We start from the raw sequence: 23,274 nt of genomic DNA, 5'->3' as shown, positions 1-23,274 counted from the left end.
ATCACCTCATGAGTTCCATACGTAGCCACTATGCGCTAGCGTAATATGGCCACTGAAAATTTGTTTTGCTTCTGTTACTAAATCAGATGGGTTGCCTGTATGCGGTAAGTGCGTTAATAAAAGTTCTTTTACATTCGCATCTTTTGCAATACTTGCTACTTCTGTACTATTCATATGCCCTGCTTTTGCAGCCTCTTGATGTGCATACATATTACACTCACAAATGAAAAGATCAGCATCTTTTGTGAATGGAATGAATTCAGGAATATAACTTGAATCAGCGCTGTATACTACAGCATCATCTCCAGCTGTAATACGCATCGCAAAGCATGTAACAGGATGAACAGTTTTTAAGAACGAAATCGAGAACGGTCCAACTTGAAGTGTTTCTTCTGGATTGTACGCGATTCCTTTCGTATGTGGTTCATGTGTTAAAGAATGGAATCCATTCTCGTCAAACATATGACCGTATATTGGTAATTCCGGTAGTTGCCTTGTTGTCGCACTCGTAATTAATCTCGCATATTGCAATACCCCAATGTCCGCAACATGATCGTGATGATAGTGTGACAGTACAACTGCATCTATATCAAATGGTGTTATATATTTTTGAATCTGTGCTAGTACACCACTACCACAGTCTACAAGTAAACGAAAACCATCGTGTTCAAACAAATACCCCGACGTTGCTTCTCCCGCTTCTGGAAAGCCGCCCCAAAAGCCGACAACAGTCATTTTCATATGTATCCATCCTTTCTAAAACCGAGTAGGAATGCAGTTTTTCTCCGTACTTGAGAAAGTTTTTTACTTACATCCTACATTGTTAACTATAATCCATTTCCTAAACTTTTTCATTAATTTTCAATTTTGTTATAAAACAGTTGTTGACTTTTATTTTTTGTACTAATACAATGATAGTAAGAAATGGAAATGGAGGGATTGACATGATCGATCAACCAATGGAGTTTTTCAGAAATTTACCGACGAAAACTTGTGCGCACTGTGGGAAAGAAATTGATGAGCAACACGAAGCATACCATAACAAATGTGACGATTGCGTTCACGAAGAATAGTAGTTTGTGAACATAAAAAAACCTAGCAGACATAGTCTACTAGGCTAATAACATCTTATCCTTCATCGTTGAACCTTTCACCAAGAGCTCCAGTTCAAACTCATACAATTCTTTTTTTCGATAATTTTTCGTATGGATTTTATCCATCATCAGATCGACAACTTTTCGGGCCATTTCATCAATTGGCTGTTCAATTGTCGTAATACCTGGTTCTGTAATCTGCGATAATATTTGATTATCAAAACCGATAACAGCGAGATCCTCTGGAATGCTCCAGTTATGGTGCTTCGCCTCTGAGATAATTCCAGCTGCTACCTCATCGCCTCCTGCCAAAATCGCGGTAGGATTTTTTTTGTCCTTTAATACTTCATGGAATATTCGTTTTCCATCTTCCCAAGAGAAAGCGTTTTCAAGAAAGTCAATCGCTTCTACTTGGCGGCTCTTCTCAGTTATTGCACGTAAAAAGCCCATTTTTCGCTGCTGGCTAACTAATTTGGTTTCGTTACCACGGCAAAAAATAAGATTACGATATCCTTGATCTAACACATGCTTCGCAGCTATGTATGCTCCTTGCGCATGATCAAACTTCACTGTTGGAATATTTGCTTCCTCAATATATTCATTACACAACACGATTGGACCGTGCTGTAAGTATGGCTCTACATCTTCCCACGGATTTTCTAGTGAACATAGAATAATCCCATCTACTTGTTTCGTAGATAATAATTGTAAATACTCCATCTCTTTTTCCGGTAAATATCTTGTTTGACAAATAATCAGTTTATATTTATGTTCAGAAGCAGCAATCTCGATTGCTTCAATAAATCTACTGAAGAAAGGATTTGTAATCCTTGGAACTAGCACCGCAATTGTTTCCGTTTTTTGTTTACGAAGCCTTCTCGCCGCAGAATTAGGAACGAAGCCTAAATGCTTCATTGCTAATTGAACCCTTTTTTTCTTCTCATCTGAAACATATGGATGATTATTAATCACCCTAGAAACCGTTGTCCTTGATAACCCCGCTAATTTCGCCACGTCCTCTATAGTCGACACGAAATTCTCCCCCTTTGCATGAAAACGTTTTCTTAAATTGATTATATAGTATATTATTGGAAACTGCAATATCGGTTGTTATGATTTTACTATATTAATATTATACATAGGAAAAAGTCTGTTAATGCAGGGGCAATATACTACTTTTAGAAATTTACGTTATGTACATTCCTTTTCTTAATACCATATATCCTTTATTCAATATAAAACCCCATCAATACGTCATCTCCATATGATCCATCTTCATACTTTATTTGCTTTCGTTGTCTCCCTTCTTCTACAAAACCCATACGTTTGTACACTTTAATTGCCCGATCATTAACAGAAACTACACCTAAGCAAATTTTCTCTAAACCTTTCTGCCCTTTCGCCCAACTAATAAGAAATTCAATTAATTTCGTGCCGATGCCTTGATTACAATACGCCTCTTTAATCCCCATTCCCATTGTGCCTACGTGTTGTAACCGTTCTAGTTCATATCGGTTGAAAATTAAAAATCCAACTACCTTCCTATCTACTTCATACACGATATAAAGATTACCTTTCTCATTACTTTTCCGTATCTTTTCTCTTTCTGCATTACTATCATTCGGTAACTTCTTTGGGGATACTATGAAAAATTTTGTAGTAGTTTCCGATAATATAATTTCTTTTCTAATATTCATAATTGCTTCTGCATCAGTCTCTTTTACTAACCGTATCATTGAATCACCTCGTACTTTTTCTTTTTAAAAATAATATTAAAACTATAAAACGCCCAATATGCAATATTACATATTGAGAATCTTTTTACTCTTGATACAATATTCATACATCAAAATAAAAGGAATGTATGCAATGAATCCAATATTAACAGCTGCAAAACAACTATTACATAAAGAAGAAAAGATTTTATCTACTTTAAAATGTTCACTTACTGGCTATATGATTACGCATAAAGTCCCATATCGTGGCATGTTACTTGCTACTAATAGAAGACTTCTCTTTTTTAGCCAATATAAAAACACATTCATTGCCGAATTTGATTATGAAAAAATATTATCCGTAGAAACGAAGAGAAGAATCTTTGACAAAAAAATAATATTTTACTATGAAGATGAATATATAACACTTGGATACATTACAAGTTCGAATGTTGAAGCGTTCATAGACTTACTACAAAGAAACAGCAAGACTAGCACAGGCTTATAATCAGCGGGGATCCCCTCGCTGATTCATTATTTTAACTCCTCCCACTTCGTCCAAACTTCTCTCCCGTTTATACGGTACATATTATCCTCTCTATCCATAAACCTATGTACAATAAATTCACGTCTAATTGTACAAAAATCATCATGATATTGTTTTATGAATGTATTAATTTCTTTTTCTGTATATTGATTTTCAGCATTTAACTTGCTAACTAAATGCTCTAACAATACTAGTTTTTTCTTCTTTTGACCTGGAATCGATTTTAAACGATCCTCTTTATCGAAAAAGTTACGAATGGTCGTATCGCGGAATTTCATTTCACTTTCAGTCATTTTGTTGTCCTCCATCGATTTTCACGCCATAAAACTTTATTATTTGTCCTCACTATTCTTCTTCATTCTTTTACTTATAACATCCATAAAGTAATACCCGCTAATTAGCACATAGTAAACTAAAAGTATTCCTAGTGCATCTTTCATATTTATATATTTTTCTTTATGAAACAAGATAGGTGAAAGGGCGTAAACAAGAAAGATGATTAGCGGATTTAAGATAAAATAATAAGTAAGATTTCCTTTCATCATATCAACTCCTCTATTCTAGTTTTCTCTGTAAATTGTTGTAAATCCTTTTCTTTCGTTTAAACTGCACATGCGATATGGTGAAATTAAGGAGAAGGATGATTATAAATGATATTTCACTCTAAAATTGATAAATTTTTCTTATCCATTATCTTTTTTGCTATTTTTCACCATAGGTGCTTCAACACTGCTTCCTCCCTTATTCGATAATGAAGCTACTACGACAGACGTATATATTCTACTATCTATTTTCTTTGTATCTTCTGGTTTCCTATTATGGAATTCCTTTTCATTTTTACTCCTCTCACCCACACTTTCTTCAAACTGACTTACCACTTTTACATTTGCAACCCATTATTCAAATTAACAAATTAAAAATGGTAAATTATGTTACAATTAACTTATACATACTTTGGAGGGTACATAGTGAAAAAAGCTATTATAGTATTAAGCATTCTATATCTTATTTTAACCGTACATACAGGAGCTGTTCTTTTAGGAAAAGAAGATTATAGAAGTGCTATCAATACATTAAAAGAAACGAAAGAAGTCTCTTCATTTCAATCTGCAAAAGACGGTGTGATTTTATTAAAAGGAGCATTAACTACTGCGCAACCTATTACAGAGGAAAAACTTCAAAATAAAGAATTCGCACTCCTTGAAATTAATACGTATAAACGACGAAAAGCAAATTGGATAAACATTGATACAGAGCAACATATTGCAAAGCAGCTCTTACTAAATAATGAGGTTCTTCCTGCATTAAAAGAAATTCGTTTTTCGATGGAACCAATTACACTGTCAGGAAAAGATATTTCCATCGAAGATTACTCACTAAAAAAGAATGATACTCAATTAACAATTAAAAGTAAAGGATACCGATATACGGGAATAGAAAACAAATCAGACACTCTTATTTTTGGCATAAAAAAGGGGGATACCCTTGAAGGGTATAGTGGTTCTGAAATTCTAATAGGAAAAACAAAAGAGGAAATTGCTAGTAATATGAAACTATATACTTTTGCTGAAAAATATGGTCCATTTATTTGGATTGTAGCTACAATTATTCTTATAAGTATCGTTATATACTTGTTCCGTAAAAACAGAAAAACAAATGAACTTTCTCAACCAATGAAGTGAAACTTTAATCAGTGGGGGTTTCTTCATCCCCCACTGATTATTAGCCCTCACCAATGGGGCTTTAATGGGCAGTTGATCCCCACCTAACTTCTTTGCTTTCGCTGAATTTTGAGGTGGGGTCTTACTGCCCATCATTAAAGCGGGATAAAACAAAACTAATAAAAAAAGCACCAAAAAGGTGCTTTTATCTACGCTTCAACCGATTGGTTTTCAGCAACATTTTTAAATTGTCGTTTGTGCATCAAAGTTAAGGAAGCGATTGTTCCAAGTGATAATACAACGATAAAGATCATGAGCATCCCTATGTTTTGCCACATGAAGTCAAAGTCTCCACTCGATACGACTGCTTTCAATCCTGATACAGAGTATGTCATCGGTAACCAAGCATTGAATGGTTGTAAAAACTTCGGAATCAACTCTAACGGGAATGTTCCAGCACTTGTTGTAAGCTGCATAATTAATGTGATGATGGCGATAAAACGGCCCGCATCACCGAATGCTGTTACTAAACATTGAATTAATGCAATAAACGCTAAACTTGTAACGATGCTAAAGAGTATGAAGTACGGAATACTTTGTACTTCTACACCTAATCCGAACAGTAATATAACATCTGCTACTATCGCTTGAATAATACCGACGGATAGTAAAACACCGAACTTACTAATAAACCAGCTAAACCCTGATTTTGGAACACCGACTGTATCGCGTAATGGGTATACGATAGATAGTAGTAATGCCCCAACGAATAAACCAAGTGATAAAAAATATGGTGTAAATCCAGTTCCATAGTTTGGAACTTCCGCTATTTTTTCCGTCTTCACTTTTACAGGACTTGCAAACATATCATACGTTTTATCCGTCCCTTTTACTTCACCAGTTTTTTCTGCTCCTTCGCCAAGTTTCTCAGCAAGTTCACCTGAACCATCGTTTACTTTTACGAGACCATCCGTTACTTTTCCTGATCCGTCTGCTAGTTTATTTACACCGTCGATTAGCTGGGTTGAGCCAGTTGATAATGTACCTAAGCCTGTTGTTACTTGACCGGAGCCGTCTGCTAATTGATTTACTCCACCTGCCATTTGATTTGCTCCTACAGATAATGTTCCTAAACCACCTGTTACTTGGCTTGAACCATCTGCTAATTTGGATACCCCTGCTGATAATGTTCCTAAACCGCCTGTTACTTGACCGGAGCCATCTGCTAATTTGGACACCCCTACAGATAATGTTCCTAAACCGCCTGTTACTTGGCTTGAGCCATCCGCTAATTTCGTTACTCCTACAGATAATGTTCCTAAACCGCCTGTTACTTGGCTTGAGCCATCTGCTAATTGATTTACTCCACCTGCCATTTGGTTTGCTCCTGCAGACAATGTTCCTAAACCGTCTGTTACTTGACTTGAGCCATCTGCTAATTGATGTACACCACCTGCCATTTGATTTGCTCCTACAGATAATGCACCTAAACCACCTGTTACTTGACCAGAGCCATCTGCTAATTGATTTATCGCATCAATTAATTGACCGGATTCATTTTTAAATTTATTTGCGCCTTCTTTTGCTACATTTAAATTCTTACCAAACCCTTGGAAATTTTCAACAAATCCTTTTTGTGCACTGGCTAATTTCTCAATACCCTCTGTTAAAGAGTCCAATTTCGCTGTATTCGGTAGTTTGTTTTGTGCATCACTTGTTTTTTGATTTATTTCGCCTTTTAATTGTTTTACTTCTTCATTTAATTTATTTGTTCCACCTGCTACTCCGGTAGATTTTTGCTGAACTGTCGCTGTACTTTTTACAGCACTTGTTATGAATGGTTGTAACTGCTCTTGATATTCTTTCGGTAAACTTTCAATTTGCTTTTGTAAATTCGCTACCTCTTGTGCTGCATTTTTGGCATCTCCTGCTGTTGATTGCGTAAGTTCATTTAACTGATTTACATTCGCCCCAGCTCCATCTATTTTCTCATTTACTGTATTCAATATAGAAGGGCCTTTCGACTGTATTTCCTCTAAACCTGCAGCAGAATTTTTCACTTTACTATTTAAATCTTGCAAACCCTTTTCAATTTTTTGAGAAGCTACCTCTAATTGGTTTTGTCCCCCAACCAGTTGTTCCATACCATTTGATAAATCAGTTGTTCCTGTTTTTAATTCACCGGATTTACTTACTAATTTGTTCAAACCACCGGTCACTTTCTCAGATCCATTACGCAATTCGCCAATACCTTTTTGCATTTCACCCGTTTTGTTATTTAACGTATTTAAACCGTCTGTTACTTTTCCTGACCCATCTACTAATTTTCCGATACCTGTTTGCATCTCACTTGTTTTACTATTTAACGTATTTAAACCGTTCGTTACTTTTCCTGAGCCGTCTACTAATTTCCCGATACCCGCATTGCCATTTAGTGCATGTAAACCATCTGTTACTTTTCCTGATCCATCTACTAATTTCCCGATACCTGTATTGCTATTTAGTGCATGTAAACCATCTGTTACTTTTCCTGATCCATCTACTAATTTTCCGATACCTGCATTGCTATTTAATACATGTAAACCATCTGTTACTTTTCCTGATCCATCTACTAATTTTCCGATACCTATTTGCATCTCACCTGTTTTACTATTTAACGTATTTAAACCTGCTGTCACTTTCCCAGATCCATCAAATAGTTTCCCAACGCCATCCTTCATCTCCCCAGATTTCCCTTGCAGTGTATGAAGGCCATCCGTCACTTTACTTGAACCATCATGCAGCTCACTTGATCCGTCGTGTAGTTTATTTGCTCCTTCCGCCCCATCTGCTAATCCTTTTGAGACGTCTTGAATGGAATCAAACATTTTCTCTGCATATGTTTTCGTTAACGTGCTTGCTACTTCACCTTTAATTTTTTCAATGGCTGTTCCGCCAATTTGTGAAGATAAGAAGTTCAAACTTTCGTTTGGAATATATTCTAAGTTTAATGGCTTCGGATCGTCTTTTAGTAACGTTGTAGCGTTACTTGAGAAGTCATCTGGAATGCGCACTAACATGTAATACTTTCTACCTTCCATTCCTTTCTTCGCTTCTTTTTCACTTACGAACTCCCATTTAAAACTTTTATTATCTTTTAAATTATCAACGAGCCCTTTTCCGACCTCAATTGGTTTCCCATCAAATACTGCGCCTTTATCTAAATTGACTACTGCAACTGGTAAGTCATCTAACTGTTTATACGGATCCCAAAAAGCCCACAAAAACATCCCTGCATATAAAATTGGTACGAATAAGACCGCAATAATTGGAATTAATATTTTTTTACTTTTTATAATTTCCGTGAACTCTTTCCGAAGTAACTGATTCCCTTTCATAATTTCTCCCCCTTTTATAAAATGACCAAAATGTTCATATAGTCATTTTTACCCAAACAAAAAGGCTATACTTGTTCATACATATGCCTTATCCCTGAATTTATTACTATGCAACTTTTTCTTATTATGATTATAATTTTTCTATATCCCCCCTTAACTTAAATATATGACCGCATTGTTCATTTGGTCGTTTTTTTATAAAATTAAAAGGATTATCTTAGTTTGACAATCCTTTTAGTAAATAAAGTTCAAATAACTCTGCAATTTTTTCTTTTTCTAGCGGTTCGTGATTTTTTTCCCAATCAAAAATAAGCGATACATATAGACGAAGCATAATAAATGCTGTAATTTCTGGATCACATTTGCTAATTTCACCTTTTTCAATCGCAATTTTTAAATACGATTGAATAACAGAAACGATTTCCACATCAACTTGTTGCATCACTTCTTGTACTTCTTTCGTTCCCATATCGCGCTCTTCTTGAATTAATTTAATCATGAGCTGATGTTCTTTTCTAAATTCCAAGATGCTATATAATGCTCTATGTACATTTTCAAAAAATGAAACATCTGAACGAATTGCACTTTCTGCAACTTGCTTCATTTCTGTAATTAAATTAGAAATAATTTCACCAAATAGCTCTTCTTTATTTTTGAAAAAAGTATAAATCGTTCCTTTTCCTACATTCGCTAACTTCGCTACTTGATCCATCGTTGTTGCTTTATAACCGAACGCTGAAAAAGACTTTGTTGCAGCTTCAATAATAGAACGTTTTCGATCTATCGCCACATTGTCACCTCCAAAAATGACCAATTGGATAATATAGTCAATCAGTACATCTTTGATATTACCACACGCTTACATTCTATACAAGTTCTCTTTTTATTATTTCCAGTATAAAAGATTTCAGTCAAGTTATATCATACTGTCCATAGTGTATCAAAAAGTATACTTGTATGGAAAGCTAGAATATATTCATAATAATTGCTGGCTAGATCCCACTAGAAATTTAATAAAATAGACAGTGTTCTTAAAACTAAAAGTTTAAGAACACTGCCTTTTATTTTGACATAGAAAGTAATATTTTCTCCATTTCTTTCTTAGTTAGCTCATCATCGATTATCTCTTCGTATATCTTTGTATCTCTTGTAAAAATATCATTCACTATGACAATTTGATACTCACTATTCTTACCTTGTGCTGGTACAAACATTTTAAGGCCTCTTAACTTCCCCTCTCCATGAGAAGATTTATTATATACCATTCCTTTCCCATCTAAACTATAACTTTCTAGATTCTCTACTCCAGGCATCATATAGTGTAGCGGATCCTTACCACCATTAACATTACCATCCATATACATCCTTGACTGGTAAATTGTAAAACCATATTTTCCTTTTGTATATTCTGATTTAATAACTAATTCTACATCTCTTCCAAAATATGAGTCAGCCCATTCTCTCTTTAATTCATAACCTTCAGGTATATAAGTCGGCTGCTTAATTTGATACGGTACATGTTCTTTCGCTTCTTCTATAGTATATGTTAAAGACTTCTCCAGCTTATCTCCAAGCGGTTTTAATGTCTTCTCAATAGTAGCTAGTCTTTCTTGATCAGCTTTCTTCAAGCGTTCAGGTTTATATTCCTTTGTATCTCCATCATAATTCTCAGGCACATTTTTCTTAACCATTGCTTTTTTATGAATTTCTTGCGCTTCCTTAAATAATCGAACATACTGCTCAAATTCTTCTTTTGTAAAATTCTTTTCTGCCAAATACAAAAAATCTGTATTCTTTTTATATGACGTTATTGACATCCCCCATTCTCTACTTGCATTCTCCGGTGTACCTAATACTGTTTCTATCGCTTTTTCAAATGCCGCTTTAGATTGCTTTTTTTCTACAACTTTTTCTTTCTGTCTTTCATCTCCCTCAGTTATCCTTGCATTTAATAAAAATCCGCCCGCTATAGCTGCTATAGCAATCACTCCGAGTAAAGAAAGACGATACGATTTCTTTTGGAATTTTTTAATCATAACGATTCTCCTTTTTAGTGTTCGTTTATTTCTACTTAAATTTGCTAGGCTTGGTACTTGATAGGAATAGTGTTCTAGAAGGGTAATAATTGTATGTCCGTATGCAATTTGCTCCTCTTTATCTATGAAAGTAAGCGCATATGCATCACATGCCAATTCTTGATCTTCTCGCATACAAAAATAGGCGTACCAAAGAATTGGATTGAACCAATTTAATAGGATTAAGCTATACATAATCCAATTTACAGCTACATCATTTCTTTTAATATGAGCTAACTCATGATAAAAAACATATTGTAATTGTTGCTCATCTAATACTTTCAAATGTTTTTTTGATAGCAATACTTTTGGGCGGAAGAAACTAAACACAGTTGGACTCGCAATCTTTCCTGCTAGACGTAATGAAACTGCCTTCTTCATTTTCATAGACTGCTTACAGCGATTAAACACTGTAACGATCTGTTCATCCATAATATCCGGTTGTTTCTTTATGTAAGAATATAAACGTCTATTTGTAATAAACGTGATGGCTGCTAATACAATTACCCCAGCTAGCCACACATATAAAGCAAGTTTGTATAAAGAAAATGTAGTCTGTTTTTCCGAACTGACTTCTACTTCCGGTTCGCTAGTTTTTGTCACCATTTTAGGATTTGATTCCAATTCCACTGTACGATCGCTTTCTATGTTCACTCTACTCTCAGTAGACGGCATATTTTTTGGAATAACTTCTGATACGCTAGAACTATAAGAAAGTAATGAATAAATGCTATACGAGCTATCTGGCGACCATGGTAAAAGGAGTCTAATCATTAATACAATCCACAGCATATATTGCCATCGGGGGGGTAATTTATTTCTAAATAGAACTTTTATACATAAAATAAATCCAACTAATATGCTGGCCATAAGTGACGTTTCTATAAGCCAATCAAAAAAATGAGGAAGGTATACATTTATAAGCGTGTTTATCATTTTTATCGATCCTTCCTCTTATTCTCCTCTGTCTTCTCATCTAAAATGCGTTTCAGTTCATTAATATCTTCTGAAGACAATTTTTCCTCTTTTAAAAAATTAACAAGTAACGGTTTAAACGCTGCACCGCAAAAACGCTTTAGTAAAGATTTCGTTTCCACTTGCAAATAATTATCTTGTGATACTAACGGATAATAAGCATACATTCGCCCTTTATCTTGATGATAAGAAACGGCTTCTTTTTGTACTAATCGATTAATTAATGTGCGGATTGTTTTCGGTTTCCAGTCCATTGCATCTTCCAGTTCTTCTATAATTTCATTCGCTGTTTGCGGAGAACTCGACCAAAGTACTTTCATAATTTCTAATTCCGCTTCAGATATTTTAGGTAATTGATTTGTCATCGTATGTTTCACTCCTAAGTATTACATTTGTAATCTATAATTAAGATTACAAATGTAATACTTAATTGTCAACCATATTTTAGAAAAATCCCTTTCAGCTAAACCTTACTTCACAACAACAAAATTCCTCTTTTTCAAATAATCAAATAAAAAAACAAGAAAATCTTTACAATTAATAGTAATATAGAAAATAGACAAGTTTATCAAAATAGTGGAGGCTTTTTCAGTCATGATGCGTGCGCTTCGTTTAAATATAAAGCAAGCTTTTTGTAATCGTGTTTCTTTAATTATTATGTTTAGTGGACTAGCTCTTATTTTTATTTACCATTATTATTATGTAATTCGTTACATTGGGGATGGAACGGATGCCTTTGTAACAACAGCTGTTAAATGGATTGGATTTCGCGACAATGAAATGGATGTTTATTTATTATTAATGCCCGTTATTGCTAGTTTCCCCTTTAGTACAAGTTACAATTCGGATAAATCAGATGGTTTTAAACCGTTTGTAAGTAAAGGGATTTCTTTGTTCCCTTATTCAGTAACGAAATATATCGTTACATTCTTTTGTGGCGGATTTCTTTATACATTTCCATTCATCTTATCGTTATTATTTTGCAAATTAACCATTCCAGACGGAGAACCGACTGCTGGTTCAGGCATTATAAATGATAATGGGATGTTTGCAAACTTATATTACGAATCTCCCCTCACTTACATTGCTGTATATATCGGAATTAATTTTTTATTTGCAGGTTTAATGGCCCTTTTAGGACTTGCAGCATCTGCGTGGTCACAAAAGGACTATATGGCGATTCTTTTCCCATTTGCAGTTGCCTCCATTCCATACGTCCTGCTAAATACGATATTCCCTACAATAGGCGGAGCGCCTTTTCATTTATATGACCCAAAACAACCGTTGCATGGCATGTCTCCGTATATTTTAACGATGCAATGCACTTTCTTCCTCCTCGTTAGCTTAATCATGTATATACAAGGAGTAAAACGTGATAGAAAAAAATATAGAAGAAGGTTGCAAAAAAGAGAGCGGTGTAGAAAGGCGTTTCAAGTAATTTCAGACTAAATCATTGAACGAATAAGAGCGTAATTCCCTAAGTTAACATAGAGAATTACGCTCTTATTATCATTACATATAATCATCCTCCCCTTTACGGTGTACCTGCCAATCCCCATAAGATAACGAACACCGCAAAATAAATTGCTTTAATACCTACCACTGAACATAATAAAATAATTGCATATTTACTTAATTCTCTTCTTGCACCTATTAAAGTGAAAATAACCGCCAAACTAAATGTTATATAAGAAGCTGCTGTATGTATTAAGTTATACGTAATATCTAGATTGCTTGTAAGTCCTGTTATATCAGCTACAAACTGAAGCATGATGATCGTACTAAAAAAAATTGCAAACTGATTCATTACCTTTCCATTTATTTGTAACTGCATTGTTGTCCCCCTTATTAAAAACTAAATATTCAATCAATTTTATCATTAGATTACAAAAAAAGGAATAATCTCTTTATACTATTCTATAACGATGCAAAAAAAGAACGCTTAGTCACCTAAGCGTTCCCCACTTTAAGAAGCCTTCTTCAAATCAATTTGAGCAAGTACTGGGTCGTGGTCACTTACACGTCCGTGTTCTTTCATAATGTTTGAGTTTAAGTGTACTGGGTCTACAATTGTGTGTGGTGCGATATTGTTTGTTACTAAAATATGATCTAACACTTGTGCATTTCCTTCATGAATGTACGTGTAGCGGTTCTCTTTCGGCACTGTGTTTAACATATCTTTTAAGATTGTTCCCTCTAGTGTTTTTAGTGGTTTAGAGAATTCGAAATCGTTCATATCACCTAACACAACAACTGGTGCATTCGTATTCTTTTTCTGGATTCCTTGCACGAAATGATTTACTTCTTGTGCTAACTGAATTCGTTTGTCTTCACTCTTTAATACGAGCGGCTGCACTTTTCCAAATGGCGTTGCATCTCCTAGTTTTGAGTTTAAGTGATTTGCAACGACAACAATGTTTTGTCCTTGGAACGTAAATTCTGCCGCTAGCGGTTTACGTGTACTTTCAAACAATAGATTTTCGTCTCCAATACGAACAACATTTTTATCAAGTAACTTTGGTACCGTCGCTAATTTCACGCGTGATGGATTATAGAAGAAGCCGACGCGAATATTCGCTCCTGGTGCTCCTCCGTCTTGATTATTGTTTGGAGCGATTTCTACATACTCATACTTCGGTCCACGAATTTCTAGAACTGCATCAATGATACGTTTTGCGCTTAATGACGCATCTGTTGTACCGTCATTAATTGATCCGTTATTATCTTGCATTTCCTCTACACCGATAATATCTGGCATTTTTAAGTTGTATTTAATAGAATACGCTAACGCTTTTACCTTTTCATCTGTTGTTTCTTTTTTATTCGCTGAGAAGTTTTCAATGTTATATGTAGCAACCGTTAACTTATCAAGACGTGGCTGAATATTTGCGCCTACTTGCTTAAATCCACCATCCACTACAGCTGGCAGTTCTGTTATTGGCGAAATACGGAAAGAACCGTAATCATATCCTACTACCCCTGTTATATCTCCAGTGAAAGTATCTCCTACTTTTGCTACATAATCGCGAGGTACTTTTACAGAAAGACGCTCTGAGTTTAATTGATTTTCATCTAATAGAGGTGTCCCATATTGTGTTACTATTTTATCTCCACCATTTTTTACTGTTACATATAAATTCCCGTTTTTCTGAGGTGTAATAATTTTTGGTGTTGGCATCGTAACACGCATACCTTCTATACTTTCATAGAAGTCGATTGCATCTTCATTTGGATCAAATAAACCAAATGCATCATTATCAATAATCTGGTCCGGGATTTTCACACCGTTTTCTCCAAGTACAATCGGTGCCGGCAAAGATTGATCTTTTGCGATTACAGCAACGCGACTCGCCTTAATTTCTGTCGTCGTTAAGTCTGTTTCAAATCGCTCTGCATATCCTGCTCCTACATATTCTTCTACTACCCCATCAACTTGAATAAGATCTCCTACTGCTACATTCGCATCTTTTTTATATACGTACATACCTTCTGAAGTAGCTGGATCATTATCTGGCTGATTATCTTCTATATAAAAGCCGTTTTTATCAAGCGCTGTGACAACGCCTTCCACATTGTTTACTTTCTTCCCGTTGTAAGGAGACATATGTGATTTTCCTTGAATGTCATGAATACGAACCTGTTCATTATTTACGATAATAAATGAAAATGTCGAAATTGCTGAAGAAGTAAGTCCTTCTTTTTCTGCGATTGCTTTCACTACACTATTTTCATTCACTATAATTTGTCCATTATAACGAACGCTTTTATTAGTAGGATTAGAGCCATCTAACGTATAGTAGATTGTTGCGCCTTCTGTATTCGTCGTTAATGTTACCGCTGTTCCTTTAGCAACTTCTCCGCCGTTCGGCGAAGCTACTACATCGCTAACACGATTTTGTCCTTCACCTTGAAACTTATAAGCTGTTACTGATTTTAGACCTGGGTTACTAAAATATAATTCAAGAGTCCCAGTCAAACTAACTTTCTTCCCGATATTTTCAGGGTGATCTTTTACATTCACTGCCGTTCTCACATCACCTTTTGGCAACTGAACGGGCATGATTTTGTCTGGATTCGTTTCGTTTGGCGAATCTGCAATTGCTACGTTTGTATCATCAAACTTAGCTGGATCCTTCGTATATTTAGAAGAACTTTGCGTATATCCAACAATATATCCTTCCACAATCCCCTTCGTTTTCCCTTGCTGCTTAAATACTTGAATTGCTTTTTCTACTGACATAGAAGCAGTTTCTTCTGCTTGCGCTAAAGTTCCAGTAAATGAAAGCAATAGCAAGAATGATAAAAAGACGCTTAACAATTTCTTCACAGCCATTTTCCTCTCCCTATTTCATATTTTCTCAGCATTTCTATCATAACAAATGATTCGTTATATAGAACTATTTTTCGACAAATTTTACAAAAGATTTATTTAATTTACAAGCTTTCAAACTATAATACAAAATAATAATTTTACACCTTCTACAAATGCACTCTATAATGTTAGAGAGAGAAAACAGAAAATATCGATATTTGATTGGCATGTAAAATGGATTCATTTGAATAGGAGTGATTGGATGGAAGTGCAAACAGAAACATACCGCGCAGCTATGAATGGAACATTAGAACGTCATTTTTCAGATATGATTGCTGTTATACCAACTAGAATTACAATTGAGCAGTTAAAACACCGACTAGAAATTATCGCTACTAAAGTTGATGAGTTAAAAATTGTTTATAGTGATGAGACAAGCCTTATTGTTGAATTACATATGGGTGAAACAGTCATACCGTATGAACTGCATATTGATGAGGCGAACGACCCAGAAGAATATAAAATGTATAATAGACAAGATTCTACAATTGTAGATCGTAATTTTGAAGATGTGGCTTTCGGCACTGAAATTTTCACTCGTACGCTATTTGTAGGCGATGTACTGGACTGCTTTTTCCAGCAGTTACAGTTTTTATGGAATCTCGCCCCAGATTTGTTATTTGTAATAGATTCAAGTGCAGCAATGAAAGTGATATCTAGAAGCTATATTGAATATCACGTTGAAAATGAATTATTACCTGACATTCCTGACTTGTACGTTATTCATTCTGTTTATGAAGACGATAAAGATGATGAGCCTACGCAATATTGGTTTCATACACATGGTCTTTTAAGAGCAGGCGTAACTGAAATAGAGTTAATTATTCCAAATCGCATTTCTTCCTACTACGGCATTGGCGATCTCTTTCAAACATTTGCTAATAATGCCGTTGAGAATGGACAAGTCCCTATGAATGAGCCTATCGTTATCGCGCATAGTCAGCAAGGTTCTATACATACAGTCGCTGTTCCGTGGGAAAAAGGATTATCTTATATAGGGCATAAAACGAGTATGGACCAATTATCTTCAATCGAGGATGAAGAAGTGAAACTACAACCAATAGATGCACAAAATACATTCTTAGGCGGAATGGATGCCCGAGATGAATACCATCAATCTCCATCCGTTCTCTTATTCAAATTTAATACTTCAGAAGAATATATTGAAAGTTTTTTCAAAGAACACGAGGAAGCTACAGGGCTCATGTTCTATAAAACAAATAGTGAAACGGCTCGTATGGCTTACAATGCGAAAAATACTTTCGGGTATTTCAGCAACATTTTTCATATTGAACAATCAAATGAAGATTTTCGTTTCCTTGCTAAGTTTGGTGTCTCCTACGAAGAAGGAAAAAGTGAACATATGTGGTTTGAAATGCAAAACATTACGGAAGATTTCATTCAAGGAATACTCATTAATGAACCATATTTTATAAAAGATATGAGTGAAGGAAATAGTTATCATTTAGATTTTGATAACTTAACAGAGTGGATTATTTATGCAGGAGATGCCGTTATAAAGCCAAATAACTTATATATGTTTATTGGCGAATAAATATTTTATATAATAAACGAAACGCCTTCAATATGATTGAAGGCGTTTCTTATAGTTTATTGTGCGATTAATTCAGCATCTATTACTTTCTCCAAATGAGATAATACACGCTTTGCAGCTTCCTCACCTTGATTAATACAATCTGGAAGTCCAGCACCAGCATAGGAGCTACCTGCCAAATATATACCAGGTAACTCTTTCTCCATAAATGTTGTGAGCTTTTTCATTCGCTCGTTATGACCTACTGTATATTGAGGCATCGCTTCTTTCCAGCGACTTACGATTGTAAACTCTGGATCCTCTGTAATATCCATCGTCTTTCGTAAATCTTCTAGTACGAGCTGAACGAGTTCTTCTTCAGTTTGTTCTACAACCGCTTCATCACCAGCACGTCCAACGTAACAGCGAAGGAGTGTTTTTCCTTCTGGCGTTGTATGTGGCCATTTTTTATGCGTCCACGTACATGCTGTAATGGTGTAATCGCTATTTCGTGATACGACAAATCCTGTACCATTAATATCGCGCTGGATTGCGGACTTTTGGAAAGCAAGTGCGACATTCGCAACGGATGTGGATGGAATATTACGGAAGAAACGAAACTGCTTGTACTGAGCAAACATGGACGGCAATACTTTATGCGAAGTTGCCACTACGATGGCGTCCGCTTCTATTTCTTTTCCGTTACTAAGAGTAATCGTATAACCATCACCCTGTTTTGCAACTTTTTCAATGCGAGTTCCCTTTATTATCGTACCTTCATGCATCTTTGCTTCGAGAGATTTTACGATAGATTCTAAACCTGTTTTCACTGTTTGGAAGATTCCTTTTTTCGGTTCAGCTTTCTCTTCTTTCGGAGCGAGCGTACGCATACCGAGTGAAATACTGCGATGTTTCTGCTCAATTTGATACATTTGCGGGAATGTTGACATTAAGCTCATTTCATCAATATCCCCTGCATAAATACCTGATAGTAACGGTTCTATTAAGTTTTCAACCACTTCGTTTCCGAGGCGATGTCTGAAAAATTGTCCGAGTGATTGGTCAGATACTGGCTTTGACCTCGGCATTAATAGATCAAAACCAGCTCTTAATTTACCAATTGGGGAGAACAGCCCGGAAAATAGAAACGGCGTAATTTGCGTTGGAATTCCCATCATTGATCCGCTCGGCATTTTATGTAACCGATTGTTTACGAGGATAAATGATTGACCGGCTTGATTATTTACAAGTTCATCGCCAAGACCTAATTCTTTCACTAATCTAGCTGCACTTTCTTTTCGTGCTAAGAAAGAATCCGGTCCGCGTTCAATTGTAAATCCATCTTTTCGAACGGTTTGAATTTTTCCGCCAAGTTTACCCGATGCTTCTATAAGTAATGTATCAATCGGCAAGTTTTTTTCATGAATATTTTTTTGTAAATTATACATTGTTGTTAATCCAGTGATGCCTCCGCCGACGATCACAACTTTTTTCCTCAAGCAGGCTCCCCCTTTCTTCTTACAGTACAGATTCTTTTTTCTTTAATACAACATCTGTTAAGCAATCAATAAATGCGTCCGATGCATTTGGCATTTCTGGACGATAATATTTCGCGCCAATTTCATCCGTTACAACTTTACACTCAAAGTCGTTGTCATATAAAACTTCTAAATGTTCCGCAACAAATCCAACTGGTGCATATACGAATGAAGTATAACCGTGCTTTTCATTTAGTTCTCTCGTTAAATCTTGTACATCTGGACCAATCCAAGGATCTGGTGTGTTTCCTGCACTTTGCCAGCCTACCGCATAGTTTGCTACTTCAGCGCCACGCGCGATGTAATCAGCTGTTTCATTTAATTGATCTGGATATGGATCGCCCATTGCAATAATTTTCTCTGGTAAGCTATGTGCAGATACGATTAATACTGCTTTTTCACGCTCTGCATCTGACATACCGTTATATATAACTTTCACTGCATCAACCCAGTACTGGATGAATTTCGGCTCTTTATACCAGCTATCAATGCCGTGAATTGTTAAGTTTCCAAGTTTCTCAGCTTCTTCTTGTGCTCGTCCAACGTATGATTTCACGCTAAACGTAGAATAGTGAGGTGCAAGAACAAGTGCGATTGCATCTTGTATTCCGTCGTTATGCATATCTTTCACCGCATCTTCAATAAACGGTTCAATATGTTTTAAGCCAAGATACATATGGTACTCTACTTCATCTTGTACTTCATTTAAACGCTTCTCTAACTTCTTAGCTTGCTCTAATGTAATAGTAGCTAAAGGAGAAATACCACCAATTGCACGGTAACGCTCTGTTAAATCTTCCAGCATTTCAGGACTTGGCTTTCTTCCTCTGCGAATATGTGTATAGTAACGTTCAATATCTTCTTCTTTATATGGCGTTCCGTATGCCATTACAAGCAAACCAATTTTCTTTTTCATACAGCAATTCTCCTTTACTTCGCTAACTGCCCTTTAGAGTATTCATGAATAAATGTAGTTAAACGTTTTAATGTATCCGGATTTACTTCTGGGAATACACCGTGACCTAAGTTAAAGATATAACCCGGCTGTTTCATCCCTTGATCTAAAATACCTTTTACATGTTCTTCAATAACAGACCATGGTGCAAGTAAGAATGAAGGGTCCATATTACCTTGTACCGCCTTATGAACGCCACGTGCACGTGCTTCTTCAATCGGTAAGCGCCAGTCTAAGCCGACTACATCAAGCGGTAAGTCGTGCCACTCATTCACTAAGTGTGCAGCTCCTACGCCGTGCATAATCATCGGTACACCCATCTTACGAACTTCTGCAAAAATACGCTCCATTGCTGGTTTAATAAATACGCGATAATCTGCTACATTTACTGTTCCAACCCAAGAATCGAAAATTTGAACTGCTTTTGCTCCTGCGTTAATTTGCGCTTTTAAATATGTAATAACCATATCTGCTAGTTTATCCATTAAAGCGAACCAAGCTTTTGGCTCTGCATACATGAACGCTTTCGTATTATGGTAGTTACGAGATGGACCGCCTTCAATCATATAGCTCGCTAATGTAAATGGAGCTCCTGAAAAACCGATTAACGGTACGTCTAACATTTCTGTCGTTAATAAACGAATTGTATCTAGTATGTATGGTACGTCATCTTCTGGATTGATTTCCCCTAGTTTTTCTACGTCTTGTAAAGAACGGATTGGATTATCGATAACTGGGCCAATACCTGATTTAATTTCTACGTCCACACCAATTGCAGGTAGTGGTGACATAATATCTTTATAAAGAATTGCTGCGTCTACGTTATATTGATCAACCGGCAATTTTGTAACGTAAGCACATAACTCTGGATTATGTGTAATTTCAAATAAAGAATACTTTTCTTTAATCTTTCTATATTCCGGCTGTGAACGACCTGCTTGACGCATATACCATGCTGGTACATAATCGGTACGTTCCCCCCTACATGCTTTTAAAAATGTCTCATTTATAGTTCTTACCAAGACCGTTGCTCCCTTCCTTACCAATGCTTCGAATACGCTCGATATTTATCTTTTTTTACTATACAGCTTGTAAAAACAAAATGCATAATATTATGTACGTTGTTCATTAAATTGACACAAACATTCTTAAAAACGCTTACTATTTTCACAACATTCTTATTATAACACAGAGAAAAACTATGGTTTAGCTACTTTTGACTTTTCTCCTTCGCGATTCGTTTGTGTATTATATGGTACAACGTAAAAGCTCGGTTTTGAAAATATGTTAACGAACTTTTCCTCATATCCTCCAGCACCGTTTACAGTGCTAACATGCGTATGAATTCCATTCTCCACTCTATAGATTCGGTACATAATTCTGTTATCTGGAAGTGGCGTCCAGCTTAATTTTGCTTTAAATAAACCGAAAGGACTAAATGATAGTTTCATTTTTACATCTTCAATTCTTCGCAGCCGAATCGGAGCACCGATTGTTTCCACACCTTCAGGCTTCATAAACTTCTCTTTATGTTCTACATTAGCCTTCGTTAAAATTTTCTTAAATAATTTTGTCGCAGATGCACTTTCTCCTTGCAACTGATGCTCCTTATCCGTGCGGTCATAACCAATCCAAACAGCGCCTACTAAGTTCGGTGTATAGCCGACGAACCACATATCTCTTGCTCCCTTATCGTCATTTGGCAATGAAGTTGTACCTGTTTTCCCAGCTAACGCACCGTTATATACACCAACTCTCGCTGTTCCTTCCTTCACAACCCCTTCTAACATTTTCGTCATATACCATGCTGTCTGCTTCGAGAAGATTTTCGTCTCTACTTTTGGAGATTCCCCAATGACTGCACCGTGTCTATTTAATACTTTATCAATAACGTGTGGCTCGATAATATTTCCATTTGCTAAAAATGAACGATACATTTTTACAAGATCAAATGTTGAAACGCCATTTTTCAATCCGCCAAGCGCTGTACTTAAACCAGCATCTGCAATATGGACATTTCCTTTTTCTAAATACTGCTTTCCTTCTTCTACCCCTAACTCATTTAATAAAGAAACTGCTGGTACGTTTGCCGACTCTAAAATCGCATCATACATCGTCATTTCTTTTGAATACTCATGATTATAATTTCGAGGTTCATACCCTTCAAAAGAATTTCTTTCATTTGTTAATAAAGAATACGGATTATACTTTTTCGTTTCTAGTGCTGGTGCATAAACGATAAGTGGTTTTAAAACAGATCCGGGCTGCCTTTTGGCAAAAACACGATTAAATCCTCTCGGGACGTACTTTCTTCCCCCAATCGCCGCTTTAATCCCTCCCGTGCGATTATCCATTAATAAAAACGCACCTTGCGCCCCTTCTTCTTTCCCAGGAAAATTCCTTGCATCTTGAAACTGGTTATATGCTACCTTTTGAATTTTTTCATCCATAGGTACGACAAACGTATATCCTCCGCGAAGTACTTCTTGATGAGACAATCCGTATAAACGGGCGGCTTCATCTATGACCATATCAATATACGGCATATATGCAAGCTCATTCTCATCTAAATTTTTATATAGAGCAATTGTCTTCCCTTGATAACGAACGCTTTCTTCTGCAGTCAAATAGCCTTGTTTATGCATAAGTGACAACACTAGATCGCGGCGTTCCTTACTCTTCTCTGCAGAGTAGTACGGTGAATATCCGTTTGGTGACTTCGGAAGGCCTGCAAGCATTGCCCCTTCCTCTACTGTTAAATCCTCAACATTTTTATTAAAATACAACTTTGCTGCCGCTTGAATACCGTAAGCCCCATGACCAAAATAAATATGATTCATATACATTTCAAGAATTTGTTGCTTCGTATATTTTTGCTCTAATTGAAGAGAAATTGCGACTTCCTTCAATTTGCGCGTAAATGTTTTTTCACGAGTTAAAAAGACATTTTTAGCGAGTTGCTGCGTAATGGTACTACCGCCCTCTACCTTTTCTCCAGCTAACGTATCTTTATAAAGAGCCCGGAATATAGACGGATAATCAATTCCTTGATGCTCATAAAAACGGGAATCTTCCACCGCAACAAACGCTTGCTGCACATACTTCGGAATTTGCTCGACTGGTACGAGTTCCCTATTTTCTACGTATAATTTCGTAATTTCTTTTCCTTTCTGGTCAACAATACGTGATGAAGAGTGGAAAACGAGCTGCTTTTCATCCATCATATAGCCACCAGCTAACACGATAAGTTTATAGAGTACAATTGCTACTACAAACGTTGCGACGCCGCCTAATAAAGTCCACTTTACTTTCTTCATACATCGTCCTTCTTTCCAAATGATGGTACATTTATTATTTGAAAAAGAAGTATCTTTATGTATATAATCTTCGAAGTTTTTTAAGAGAGTTGATATAATAGAAACAAACTATTA

Annotated in this window: 21 protein-coding genes; 5 read left to right on the top strand and 16 right to left on the bottom strand. The window is 35.9% G+C overall.

Annotated features, from left to right (window positions below; translation table 11 throughout):
* Positions 1-6 precede the first annotated feature (6 nt).
* A complete protein-coding gene (locus BM089_RS01040) occupies positions 7-741 on the bottom strand; it encodes an MBL fold metallo-hydrolase (protein ID WP_090975774.1) in 735 nt (244 codons plus the stop codon).
* A gap of 203 nt (positions 742-944) precedes the next feature.
* Here BM089_RS01040 and yhfH point away from each other — a divergent pair, with 203 nt between their 5' ends.
* On the top strand, positions 945-1,073 hold the full coding sequence (yhfH, locus tag BM089_RS01035; RefSeq protein ID WP_000567010.1) for a protein YhfH: 129 nt from the start codon (positions 945-947) through the stop codon (positions 1,071-1,073).
* A gap of 39 nt (positions 1,074-1,112) precedes the next feature.
* Here the strand turns inward: yhfH and BM089_RS01030 are convergent, their stop codons facing one another.
* On the bottom strand, positions 1,113-2,126 hold the full coding sequence (locus BM089_RS01030) for a LacI family DNA-binding transcriptional regulator (RefSeq protein WP_000103711.1): 1,014 nt from the start codon (positions 2,124-2,126) through the stop codon (positions 1,113-1,115).
* A gap of 194 nt (positions 2,127-2,320) precedes the next feature.
* The gene (locus BM089_RS01025) at positions 2,321-2,830 is read right to left on the bottom strand and encodes a GNAT family N-acetyltransferase (protein ID WP_090975772.1); all 510 of its coding nucleotides are present in this window, start codon (positions 2,828-2,830) and stop codon (positions 2,321-2,323) included.
* 133 nt (positions 2,831-2,963) lie between these two features.
* Between BM089_RS01025 and BM089_RS01020 the strand changes: the two genes are divergently transcribed.
* Positions 2,964-3,317 (top strand): PH domain-containing protein, encoded by a 354-nt coding sequence (locus BM089_RS01020; protein WP_001068222.1) that lies wholly within the window; start codon positions 2,964-2,966, stop codon positions 3,315-3,317.
* Positions 3,318-3,343: 26 nt separating this feature from the next.
* Here the strand turns inward: BM089_RS01020 and BM089_RS01015 are convergent, their stop codons facing one another.
* The 3 genes from BM089_RS01015 to BM089_RS30915 form a co-directional block, all read right to left on the bottom strand.
* Positions 3,344-3,649, bottom strand: a complete 306-nt coding sequence (locus BM089_RS01015) for a DUF2087 domain-containing protein (protein ID WP_000140298.1) — start codon at positions 3,647-3,649, stop codon at positions 3,344-3,346.
* 39 nt (positions 3,650-3,688) lie between these two features.
* Positions 3,689-3,901, bottom strand: coding sequence for a hypothetical protein (locus tag BM089_RS01010; RefSeq protein ID WP_002093902.1), 213 nt, complete (start codon positions 3,899-3,901; stop codon positions 3,689-3,691).
* Between the two features lie 138 nt (positions 3,902-4,039).
* A complete protein-coding gene (locus BM089_RS30915) occupies positions 4,040-4,234 on the bottom strand; it encodes a hypothetical protein (RefSeq protein ID WP_000254585.1) in 195 nt (64 codons plus the stop codon).
* Between the two features lie 51 nt (positions 4,235-4,285).
* Between BM089_RS30915 and BM089_RS01000 the strand changes: the two genes are divergently transcribed.
* Complete coding sequence (locus tag BM089_RS01000; RefSeq protein ID WP_033667384.1) at positions 4,286-5,038, top strand: hypothetical protein; 753 nt, start codon at positions 4,286-4,288, stop codon at positions 5,036-5,038.
* A 188-nt stretch (positions 5,039-5,226) separates the two neighbouring features.
* Here BM089_RS01000 and BM089_RS00995 read toward each other — a convergent pair whose 3' ends face one another.
* The 4 genes from BM089_RS00995 to BM089_RS00980 form a co-directional block, all read right to left on the bottom strand.
* Complete coding sequence (locus tag BM089_RS00995) at positions 5,227-8,394, bottom strand: YhgE/Pip family protein (RefSeq protein WP_090975770.1); 3,168 nt, start codon at positions 8,392-8,394, stop codon at positions 5,227-5,229.
* 217 nt (positions 8,395-8,611) lie between these two features.
* Positions 8,612-9,184: a TetR/AcrR family transcriptional regulator gene (locus tag BM089_RS00990; protein ID WP_000963381.1), complete on the bottom strand. Its 573-nt coding sequence runs from the start codon at positions 9,182-9,184 to the stop codon at positions 8,612-8,614.
* A gap of 271 nt (positions 9,185-9,455) precedes the next feature.
* Positions 9,456-11,405 (bottom strand): M56 family metallopeptidase, encoded by a 1,950-nt coding sequence (locus BM089_RS00985; protein ID WP_090975768.1) that lies wholly within the window; start codon positions 11,403-11,405, stop codon positions 9,456-9,458.
* A 2-nt stretch (positions 11,406-11,407) separates the two neighbouring features.
* A complete protein-coding gene (locus tag BM089_RS00980) occupies positions 11,408-11,809 on the bottom strand; it encodes a BlaI/MecI/CopY family transcriptional regulator (protein WP_000184509.1) in 402 nt (133 codons plus the stop codon).
* Positions 11,810-12,038: 229 nt separating this feature from the next.
* Here BM089_RS00980 and BM089_RS00975 point away from each other — a divergent pair, with 229 nt between their 5' ends.
* Positions 12,039-12,893, top strand: coding sequence for a hypothetical protein (locus BM089_RS00975; protein ID WP_000984164.1), 855 nt, complete (start codon positions 12,039-12,041; stop codon positions 12,891-12,893).
* Between the two features lie 85 nt (positions 12,894-12,978).
* Here the strand turns inward: BM089_RS00975 and BM089_RS00970 are convergent, their stop codons facing one another.
* Both BM089_RS00970 and BM089_RS00965 read right to left on the bottom strand, forming a co-directional pair.
* Positions 12,979-13,278 carry a hypothetical protein gene (locus BM089_RS00970; RefSeq protein ID WP_001176842.1) on the bottom strand — a complete coding sequence of 100 codons (300 nt, stop codon included), beginning with the start codon at positions 13,276-13,278 and terminating at the stop codon, positions 12,979-12,981.
* Between the two features lie 132 nt (positions 13,279-13,410).
* Positions 13,411-15,777 carry a DUF6359 domain-containing protein gene (locus BM089_RS00965; RefSeq protein WP_090975766.1) on the bottom strand — a complete coding sequence of 789 codons (2,367 nt, stop codon included), beginning with the start codon at positions 15,775-15,777 and terminating at the stop codon, positions 13,411-13,413.
* A 241-nt stretch (positions 15,778-16,018) separates the two neighbouring features.
* Between BM089_RS00965 and BM089_RS00960 the strand changes: the two genes are divergently transcribed.
* The gene (locus BM089_RS00960; RefSeq protein WP_000453695.1) at positions 16,019-17,371 is read left to right on the top strand and encodes a DUF4026 domain-containing protein; all 1,353 of its coding nucleotides are present in this window, start codon (positions 16,019-16,021) and stop codon (positions 17,369-17,371) included.
* 56 nt (positions 17,372-17,427) lie between these two features.
* Here the strand turns inward: BM089_RS00960 and hemY are convergent, their stop codons facing one another.
* The 4 genes from hemY to BM089_RS00940 all read right to left on the bottom strand — a co-directional run bounded on the left by hemY (position 17,428) and on the right by BM089_RS00940 (position 23,160).
* On the bottom strand, positions 17,428-18,849 hold the full coding sequence (hemY, locus tag BM089_RS00955; protein ID WP_001228115.1) for a protoporphyrinogen oxidase: 1,422 nt from the start codon (positions 18,847-18,849) through the stop codon (positions 17,428-17,430).
* A 19-nt stretch (positions 18,850-18,868) separates the two neighbouring features.
* Complete coding sequence (gene hemH, locus BM089_RS00950) at positions 18,869-19,804, bottom strand: ferrochelatase (protein ID WP_071714114.1); 936 nt, start codon at positions 19,802-19,804, stop codon at positions 18,869-18,871.
* 14 nt (positions 19,805-19,818) lie between these two features.
* Positions 19,819-20,865: a uroporphyrinogen decarboxylase gene (hemE, locus tag BM089_RS00945; RefSeq protein WP_000252605.1), complete on the bottom strand. Its 1,047-nt coding sequence runs from the start codon at positions 20,863-20,865 to the stop codon at positions 19,819-19,821.
* Positions 20,866-21,042: 177 nt separating this feature from the next.
* Positions 21,043-23,160, bottom strand: coding sequence for a transglycosylase domain-containing protein (locus BM089_RS00940; RefSeq protein ID WP_090975764.1), 2,118 nt, complete (start codon positions 23,158-23,160; stop codon positions 21,043-21,045).
* Positions 23,161-23,274 lie beyond the last annotated feature (114 nt).

The sequence above is a fragment of the Bacillus sp. 5mfcol3.1 genome, from assembly GCF_900114335.1.
Classification (GTDB): domain Bacteria; phylum Bacillota; class Bacilli; order Bacillales; family Bacillaceae_G; genus Bacillus_A; species Bacillus_A thuringiensis_S.
The sequence above is the reverse complement of the archived record's forward strand: the minus strand, read 5'-3'. Positions and strand labels throughout refer to the sequence as shown.